Origin of the sequence: Phenylobacterium sp., from assembly GCF_036495085.1 — a bacterium.
Classification (GTDB): domain Bacteria; phylum Pseudomonadota; class Alphaproteobacteria; order Caulobacterales; family Caulobacteraceae; genus Phenylobacterium.
Genome location: NZ_DASXNL010000103.1, coordinates 1 through 7,839, shown reverse-complemented (window position 1 = coordinate 7,839; position 7,839 = coordinate 1). Strand labels below are relative to the sequence as shown.

Sequence of the window (7,839 nt, the reverse complement as noted above, 5' to 3'; positions counted from 1 at the left end):
TTCTCCGGCCAAGCAGCCGGCGCATAACTGGATTTCCCCGCCCCGTCGGCCGGGTGAGAGCCTTACCGTGAAGGGCTACTACGATGGCAACACGCTGCTCGATCTCTGTCGCCGCGATGACAACCTTTGCATCGCCTATGTCGTCGGGGTTACCGACGGGCAGCTATCCGCCATCGTTGGGACCAGCCGAACTCTTCCTTATTGCACCCCGGTGAACTCCACGTCGGGGCAGGTCAAAGACGTGGTGGTCAAGTTCCTGAACGATCACCCGGAAGAGCGGCACCTGCTCGGTAGCGTCCTGGTTGCAGAGGCGCTGTCGCAAGCTTGGCCTGGCTGCCCAGGTTCTGGGGACGGCCTCACGGCCCCGGACCAGCCCCAGGGTTATCCCTTACACCCGGCGCTTGAGAGGCCTACGCCTCCGAAATAAGGCCTTCGACGAGCGGCCCTCGCGTCGGCGGGGTGGAAGCGGAACCCGGCGTGCCGTTGCGCACAGGGGACGCCGGCCCCGCTCACCGAAGAACCAGGTAATACAGGGCGAGGTCCGCCAGTGAATTACTTCAGCCGCGTCAGGCAGGCCTTGAAGACCGCAACCCAAGTGCGTCCGTCATCCTAGCCAGGTTGTAGTTGCTTTCACCAGGGTCTCGACTGCACTCCCACTTGAACCGGGTTCTGGGGTCCGCCAACTCCGCCCTCATCGCTCTTGCCTTCCAGGCCCTTGCCGCTTGACGCTGTCCCGCGGTGGCCTACCGTCACCCCCAGGTCTAGAGGAGCAGCCGATGCGGTTCGGTGCTTGCGCCGTTGTATTGGGTCTTAGCGGGTTCGGCGCGACGCCCTGTCTCGCCCTCACCGTCCAGGCCGGGCCGCTGCGGCCCGACGTCGCCCAGCACCTGCACTCGCAGACAGCGCCGGTGTCCAGCGCGTTGCCGGCGCCCAGCGAGCTTAGTGACAGTTTCCTGGCATCGGAGCGGCCGCAACAAGGGCAACGGTTCACCGGCTCCGCTAGCACCGGGATGACAAGCTTCAGCTTCGGGCCGCTTCGCGGCGCCACCACGGTGACGTCCGTCTATGGCGCCTTCTGGAACGGTACGAGCCCCCACGGCAATCCGCTGTCGCTCACCCCGCCCCGGCCCTGAACTCGCCAAACTGCTGCGTGGCTGTCCTCGAGGCGGGGGGGCGGAACTGGACGGGGCGCAGCGTTGCATTAGCGAAGTAGCGCCCTTGCAAGTTCTCAGGGTTTTCCCGGGGGGACATCAGCCGGAACCTGAGATCAGATATCAGGATGCAAGGGTCATTCCCCTCTCCTTGCAATTTCGACTGTCTGAGAGCGCCTCCTGCCCCCCGTCAGAGGCGCTCTCTTCTTGCCCGCCTACGCAAGACCACGATCGAGGCGTTGGTCGCCCGGGCTCGGAGGCGAGCGTGATCGGGCGACAGGCTGGAGACGTCGGGGGGTGATCGCGAGCCGGCAGATCGTCCCTGCGACACCGGTCGCCCGACGTTTTCCGTCAGTGACCGCGAATTGTCGGCTCGTCTTGCGCCACCGTCCCGGACCTCTCCCGGCCGGCTCCGGCGGCGCTCCGGCGATAGCCCAGGATACCCGCGATGGATCACCGCAGACCGGGCCTAACCGAACTCGCACTTCGCCGCTGGGCGCGAGACCTTCGCCAGCGGGAGCAAGCTCTCGCCGACCGGGAGGCGGCGTTCGAGCGACGCGTCGAGACGCTCGTCGACACCCGCGCCAGCGACGTCGCGGCGGCGTGCGAGGTCGTCAATGCGGCGTTCCCGGCAGGGATTGCTCCCCCCTTGGCAGGCAGGGTCAGGTGTTCACTAAGCCGGTCGGTTGATCTACCGGCCTGTTAGCGTCGATTTGCCAGAACCATCTGCTGCATAGCTCGCCCGCCTCTGGACCGCGCGCGCGTGATGGTCCGTCGTGAGCTGCTGGTGAACCAGCGGGCGCTATCTGTCCATATACGCGAGGGAGGAAGGTTCTGTGGGCGTGAAGGATCGCAGGGGATTTTGTCTTGAACGACCGAACGTCATTCGAGCCACCGAGGATAGAGCGATCCCGCCGGGATACTATCCGCCTCGATGTGAAACGCGACGTCTTGTATTGGGCGGGAACGTGGGGCCTGACCGATCAGGAACTTCGCGACGCCGTCGCGGCGGTCGGACCGAACGCCGGTGACGTCGCCGACTATCTCGGCCAAGCGATTAACGGGAAGAACCTGGGCGACAATGTTGAGCGTTCTGGTTGAGACGCCTTCGACCGCTTCGCGCACGGCTCCGATCCGGACATTGACGCCGCTCTCGCCCGAGGGGCCGGACAGCCGTCGTGAGGGACCGTGATCGACCCCGTCCCCGACATTGTGAAGTCTGGAAGCACGGATCGGGGTCGGCCCTAGGATGCCCAGGGCGGCCCCGCGGATCATGGGACGACAGCAGGCTCTGGCGCTGGGCGGTCTTGCAGACCCAAAACACGCACGCAAGCCCGACCCCCGTGACCGGCATGGTCTCGATGGTCCAGAACAACAGTGTCGTATTCAACGCGACCCGGTTCGTCAGTTGGCAACTCGCCCGCGAGGCGGTGCGGCTATCCCGGGGGCGGTTAGGACCGCGACGCGCTGCTCTCGCCGCATCTCCCGGCCGTCTTGCGTAACTGGTGGAAGGTGGCGCGCCCGCCGGTGTGGCTGTTTCCCAACCGCCTGACGCCCTTCGACCCGGTCACCCCCCGCTCGCTCAACCGCGCCTTTCACGAGGCGGTCAGAAGCGCTGGGATTACGAAGCCGGTCAGCCTGCACACCATGAGGCACTGCTTCGCCATCCGCACGTCCACTGCATCGTCCCCGGCGGCGGCCTCTCCCCGGACGGCGCGCGCTGGATCGCTTGCCGCCCGCGGTTCTTCCTGCCGGTGCGGGTGCTTTCCCGGCTGTTCCGACGCCTGTTCCCGGACCAGCTCGCCGCCAACCTCGCCAAGGCCCGCGCGCTGCTTCCGGCGCCGCCGCCACCGCCACCGGCTCCCGACACCAGCGCCGAGCCAGAAGCTCCTGAGGGGTCAGCAAACCCCTGTCCCGCTGCCGCGGCCGCATGCGTCTCATCGAGATCTTCGAGCGCGGGGACTGGCCACGGACCGCGCCGCCGCCGGCGTTCCGGATCGACAGCTCATGACCGTCATCGACCGCCTCAACGTACACAGCCGATCTGCAGCGCCCGCCCGACGCCGGCTGTGCTGGCGCTTGCGCCAAGCCCCAGATCCATGGGGTCCACGACGCGGAAGGCCGAGCCTCCGGCGCGCCGCCACCGCCGAAGACCAGATATATCCGCCGATCCGCACCGCCTCTGCGGCGCTGCAACGGATCGCCAGCCCACCGATGGCCCCACCGCACAACTCAAATCCCCATAAGCCGCGTCGCCATCCCGCGGGTCAGACTTCCAGGTTTCTCAGACACCCGCCTCGATGACACACCTCCCGTCGCGCCTGGCGGGCGTCCATGAAACCTGAAGGAAAGCCGTCCCCATCACTCGGCGGTGTCGTCGGCAAACACCTTGAGGCGGCGCGCTCGTTGCCACAGTTCTGCTGGGCCTGTGGCCCTCAACTGCTCCGCTTGCTTCAAGGCCTCGCTGTCGGAGCAAGCGACGTATTCCGCAAAGTCGCGGATGTGGCCCGTCGCGTCGAGAAGATAGAGCCTGTAGTCGCTCATAGCCGACACCCCTATGTCGACAAGCGCAATCGAACCGTAACCCTGCCACCCAAAGTGAAGCCTGACAGTTCGACAGCCGACAATTGGGCCGAGTATTTTGTCAGGGGGCGCTACCGCTGGACCGTCGGGCCCTTTGAGGCGCTTGGCGCATTCTCGTTGCGCTGCGTCGATCACCTATGGTTGTCCGACCGTAACAGCGGCCAGCTACAGCGCTGCCGATGTCGAGGCCGCCATCGACGCGCTGATCGGGACGCTACAGGCGGCAGCACAGGTCCCGCTCTCGTCGTTGCAGTTCATCACCTCGACGACCATCGGCTTGAATTTGTCGAGCCTGCGCTTTCCGAACGGCGAATTGGCCTTACCGGGCGTCGGTCTTGGCGGCGGGCAGATCAAAGTCGCCGAGCTCGTGACCTCGAATTGGGCTGGGCCGCAGGTCGTCGCGTTGGCCGGAGACCACCTCCTCTCGGCGACCGGCGGTCTGGAGATCGAAACCTCGCGAGAGGGCTCGCTCGAAATGGTCGATAGCCCGGTCGGCGATAGCGGCGTGCCGACCCCCGCGGCGACGATGGGAGCGCTGGCGCTCGGTTTCGCGATCTACTGGGTCATTGAGCAGGTGCTGCTCGCTAGCGGCATACATATTCTCGAGGTTGCTGCTGTCTGGCTGTCACCCATCTCCATCTTCGGCTGGCTCGCCTATGGGGTCCTGGCGGTCGGTGCCTACCTTGTTCTTGGTCGCGCCCACAGACGTTGGCCGTCAAGGAAGCTCCCCTAACCACCCCGAGCCAACCGTGGCGACATCCGCTTGTCCGCGGTTGCGCTCAAACTCCGCTTCATGGCGCGACGTCAATGACCGCGCCCGACCGATTTGGGACGTGCCCGCTAGTCGGGGCTACGGCTTAGTCACCATCCATCCAAACAGGCGATGCCCGAGCCCGAGCGCAGAAATGGTGCTGAAGATAATCGCCACAGAAGCGCAGCCCCCGAGGGTGAGCACCTTCCACTTCCGAAGAAGCAGCCCACGTGCAGCAAGAAAGGCCCAGGCGATCCCCACAGCGAAGACGCCAAGCCACATTGTGAAGATCACTGGAACATCGCTCATTCGGCATCTACCTCGGCGTGTGCGGGCGTCCCGACGGTCCGCTCCTCCGACTGGCGCTCGAAGGTCGCGTTCCTGGCCCAGAGCCAAAGACCGCTCGCGACCCCATTGCGGACGTTCAGGGGCACCCATACCGTATCGGCTGACGATGTGCCGCGGCGCGCGGCTGTGCGCCTGCGGTCTAGCTCCGGGGGAGCCAATGAAAGAAGAGATCGACCGCCTGCTTGCGCTCTACGAAAAGAGCAAGATCAGCCGACGCAGCCTCATCGAGGGCGTCGCAGCCATGTCCGCGGCTGCGGTCGTCGCCCCGGGGGTCGCCCAGGCTGCCGGTCCGATGGTGCGCGGCCGAACCCTCAATCATGTCACGCTTACGACAACGGATGTCGGTCGGTCGAAGGCCTTTTACCAACGTCTCCTGGGGCTGTCGGTCAGGGATGAAGGCGATGGTTTCTGCGACTTGCAGCTAGAGAACGGCTTCCTCGGCTTATACGCGCCTTGGGAAAGCAAGCAGCGCATCGGAATCGATCATGTCTGTCTTGGGATCGATGAATACGAGCCGAAGACCCTTCTCGGTGAGCTGAAGGCGAAAATGCCCGACACGCGGCCGACTGTAGAGTTCGAAAATCAGCTCTACCTTCGCGATCCAGATGGAACGAAAATTCAACTCGCCGGGGTGAGCTACAAGCGCTGAAGCGCGGCAGGCTCTATGTCCGCAATCCACCCCTCAACTTACCTTGCGAAGGTCCGACCTGGGCATCGTCCGCCAAGGTCGTGTTCGCGCCCTGAAGGCAAGGACCGCTCGCGACCCCTTAGCGGACCGTAGGAGAACGGCCTCGATCGCGCAGGAGACGGCCTCGGTCGGCTGCCTACGCGGAGGCGCGCGCATCCTTGTGGATCTTTCCGGCCTTCATGATGACGACGAGGTTCTTGTCCGGCGCGGCGAGCAGGCTGATGTCCTGCAACGGATCGCCGGCCACCACCAGCAGGTCGGCGTGAGCGCCGGGTTCGACGACGCCTAGCTTTCCGGGATAAGGGTTGAGCGGGCCCGATAGGGCCAGCAGTTCGGCGTTATCGGAGGTCGCCATCTTCAGGATCTCGGCATTGCTGTACCAGCGCTTCAGATGGGTCAGCATCAAGCCTTGCCGCTCGGCGAGCTCCGGTGAGAACAGCAGGTCGGTGCCGAAGGCGGTTTTGATCCCATGTTTTTTGGCGAGCGGGTAGAGGGCGACGGTCCCGGCGAGGAGCTTCAGGAAGTTGATGCGAGACTGCCCGGCTAGCGGCGCTTGGTCCTCCTCAACGACGAAAGGCTGGGTGCTGAGCCACACCCCCTTATCCGCCATCAGCTTCGCGGTCTGCTCGTCCATCAGGTGGCCGTGCTCGATACACACTGCCCCGGCGTCGATCGCCCGGCGGACGGCTGCCGGCGGAAAGGCGTGGACCGCCGCGTAGGTGTTGCGGTCGGCTGCGGTTTCGACGCCCGCGCGCAGCTCGGGCAGGCTGAAGGTCAGCATGTCCAGCGTGGTGCGCGGCGAGGACACCCCGCCGCCGGCGACCAGCTTAATCTGCGAGGCGCCGAGCAGCAGTTGCTCGCGTACGCGCAGGCGGACCTCGTCAGCGCTGTCGGCGATGGCCGCGCCGCCGTGGCGCTCGAAGTCGCTTGTCGGACCGCCTGGGCTTCTGGGGAGATCGGAGACCGGCCGCAGATCCCCGTGGCCGCCGGTCGTGGTGATCATTGCTCCGGAAGGATAGATGCGCGGGCCGACGAACTGCCCGGCGTCTATCGCCTTCTTCAGCGGAAAGGACGGTCCCCCCAGGTCGCGAACGGTCGTGAAGCCGCGCATCAGCGTCCGTTCCGCCTGGGCGCCGGAGGCCCCTATGATGTGGTCGACATCGGAGGTCATCATCTCGGTGATCGACAGGCCGGCCAACAATGCGTGCCAATGCGCGTCGATCAGCCCCGGCATCAGCACGCGGCCGCCACAATCGATCACTCTCGCGCCTTCGGGCGCGCCCAGAGAGCCGCCGACGACGTCTTTGATCTTAGCGTCCTCGATCAAAACATGGACGCCGCCGCGTAGGCTGGGGGACCTGCCGTCGAACAGCCGGACGTTCGTGAACACGATCGGCGGCGTCGCGGTCGCCTGCGCGCTGGACGCGAGGCCGCGACCCGCGATGGCGCTTGCCGCACCGCCCATCATTCCGCGGCGAGAAAGCTCGAGGGTGATCCGCCGTTCCGCGGAGCGAAGCGCCGGCTGACAGCAAAGGCAACTCGCGCCGCCCCCCTCATCTGCAACGCAGGTGAACACTGACAGCCTCCTTGCGGCGACCGCGCCACGGAAGGGCCGCGCGGAGCGCCCGGTTTGGGGTTGCCAACCAAGTCCGGGGGCGAGGACGCGTCAATCAGGCGAAGCACCGATGATCTACGAGCAATTCCGTGGTACGCGGATTTTCGCTGGCCGCTGGGTGAAGCAAGTTCCGCTTTCCACCACCCCCTGGCGACGTTGCGAATGTCCGCTCCAGGGCCGATGCGGCAACGTCCGGTTTCTGACCGCGGGTGAACGGGGAAAATCGACCCTCCAACGAAGTTGAGCAGGTCCGTTTTCCGGCCTGAAGGAGGCACACGACCTCCCGGGGGTTCAAGCGTAAGGTCCAGCCTTGGGCGCTCGGTCCAAGAGGCGGCCCATGTCCAGAACCGAAAGCGTAGCAACGCTCATGGGCATCGGGGTGCTTGCCTATGTCGGCGAGACCGTCGGCCACGAACTGCTCGGCCACGGGAGCGTGTGTGTTTTGGGTGGCGGCCGGATCACCGCCCTGGCTCCGCTCTTCATGCGCTGTTCCAACCACACGATCCCCATGGTCGTTGCCGGACCGGCATTCAATTTTCTCGCCGCGGGCGGCTGCGCCCTCGCGCTGCGCGCGCGCGCTCGCGTCGACATTTTGAGCTACTTCCTGTGGCTGAGTTGCGGGTTCAATCTGCTGGTCGCGTGCGGCTATCTGATCGTCGGCGGCGCCACAACGTTTGGTGATTGGGGCGTCGTCTTCGCCTCG

9 protein-coding genes and 1 pseudogene are annotated in these 7,839 nt (G+C 65.6%); 7 read left to right on the top strand and 3 right to left on the bottom strand.

The window, feature by feature from the left end; all coding sequences use genetic code 11:
• The 4 genes and pseudogenes from VGI62_RS12395 to VGI62_RS12380 all read left to right on the top strand — a co-directional run.
• The coding region (locus tag VGI62_RS12395; protein WP_331504803.1) for a Rap1a/Tai family immunity protein at positions 1–427 on the top strand (427 nt) is incomplete at its 5' end.
• 349 nt (positions 428–776) lie between these two features.
• On the top strand, positions 777–1,133 hold the full coding sequence (locus tag VGI62_RS12390) for a hypothetical protein (RefSeq protein WP_331504802.1): 357 nt from the start codon (positions 777–779) through the stop codon (positions 1,131–1,133).
• Between the two features lie 885 nt (positions 1,134–2,018).
• The gene (locus VGI62_RS12385) at positions 2,019–2,252 is read left to right on the top strand and encodes a DUF3606 domain-containing protein (RefSeq protein ID WP_331504801.1); all 234 of its coding nucleotides are present in this window, start codon (positions 2,019–2,021) and stop codon (positions 2,250–2,252) included.
• Positions 2,253–2,803: 551 nt separating this feature from the next.
• A pseudogene (locus VGI62_RS12380) lies at positions 2,804–3,397 on the top strand (transposase); the annotation flags it as partial.
• Positions 3,398–3,512: 115 nt separating this feature from the next.
• Here VGI62_RS12380 and VGI62_RS12375 read toward each other — a convergent pair.
• Complete coding sequence (locus tag VGI62_RS12375; RefSeq protein ID WP_331504800.1) at positions 3,513–3,695, bottom strand: hypothetical protein; 183 nt, start codon at positions 3,693–3,695, stop codon at positions 3,513–3,515.
• A 133-nt stretch (positions 3,696–3,828) separates the two neighbouring features.
• Here VGI62_RS12375 and VGI62_RS12370 point away from each other — a divergent pair, with 133 nt between their 5' ends.
• Positions 3,829–4,467 (top strand): hypothetical protein, encoded by a 639-nt coding sequence (locus VGI62_RS12370; RefSeq protein ID WP_331504799.1) that lies wholly within the window; start codon positions 3,829–3,831, stop codon positions 4,465–4,467.
• 117 nt (positions 4,468–4,584) lie between these two features.
• On the opposite strand, the gene VGI62_RS12365 is transcribed toward VGI62_RS12370, so the two are convergent.
• Complete coding sequence (locus VGI62_RS12365) at positions 4,585–4,794, bottom strand: hypothetical protein (RefSeq protein ID WP_331504798.1); 210 nt, start codon at positions 4,792–4,794, stop codon at positions 4,585–4,587.
• 196 nt (positions 4,795–4,990) lie between these two features.
• On the opposite strand from VGI62_RS12365, the gene VGI62_RS12360 reads away from it, so the two are divergent.
• On the top strand, positions 4,991–5,482 hold the full coding sequence (locus VGI62_RS12360; RefSeq protein WP_331504797.1) for a VOC family protein: 492 nt from the start codon (positions 4,991–4,993) through the stop codon (positions 5,480–5,482).
• Between the two features lie 175 nt (positions 5,483–5,657).
• Here VGI62_RS12360 and VGI62_RS12355 read toward each other — a convergent pair whose 3' ends face one another.
• Positions 5,658–7,097 carry an amidohydrolase family protein gene (locus VGI62_RS12355; protein WP_331504796.1) on the bottom strand — a complete coding sequence of 480 codons (1,440 nt, stop codon included), beginning with the start codon at positions 7,095–7,097 and terminating at the stop codon, positions 5,658–5,660.
• 406 nt (positions 7,098–7,503) lie between these two features.
• On the opposite strand from VGI62_RS12355, the gene VGI62_RS12350 reads away from it, so the two are divergent.
• Positions 7,504–7,839, top strand: a 336-nt coding sequence (locus VGI62_RS12350) for a hypothetical protein (RefSeq protein WP_331504795.1), incomplete at its 3' end; no start/stop codon positions are given.

What these genes read in the sequence shown, in the direction of transcription:
- VGI62_RS12390 (WP_331504802.1), top strand. Translation starts at nt 777, where the DNA reads ATGCGGTTCGGTGCTTGCGCCGTTGTATTGGGTCTTAGCGGGTTCGGC.
- VGI62_RS12375 (WP_331504800.1), bottom strand. Translation starts at nt 3,695, where the DNA reads ATGAGCGACTACAGGCTCTATCTTCTCGACGCGACGGGCCACATCCGC.
- VGI62_RS12365 (WP_331504798.1), bottom strand. Translation starts at nt 4,794, where the DNA reads ATGAGCGATGTTCCAGTGATCTTCACAATGTGGCTTGGCGTCTTCGCT.
- VGI62_RS12360 (WP_331504797.1), top strand. Translation starts at nt 4,991, where the DNA reads ATGAAAGAAGAGATCGACCGCCTGCTTGCGCTCTACGAAAAGAGCAAG.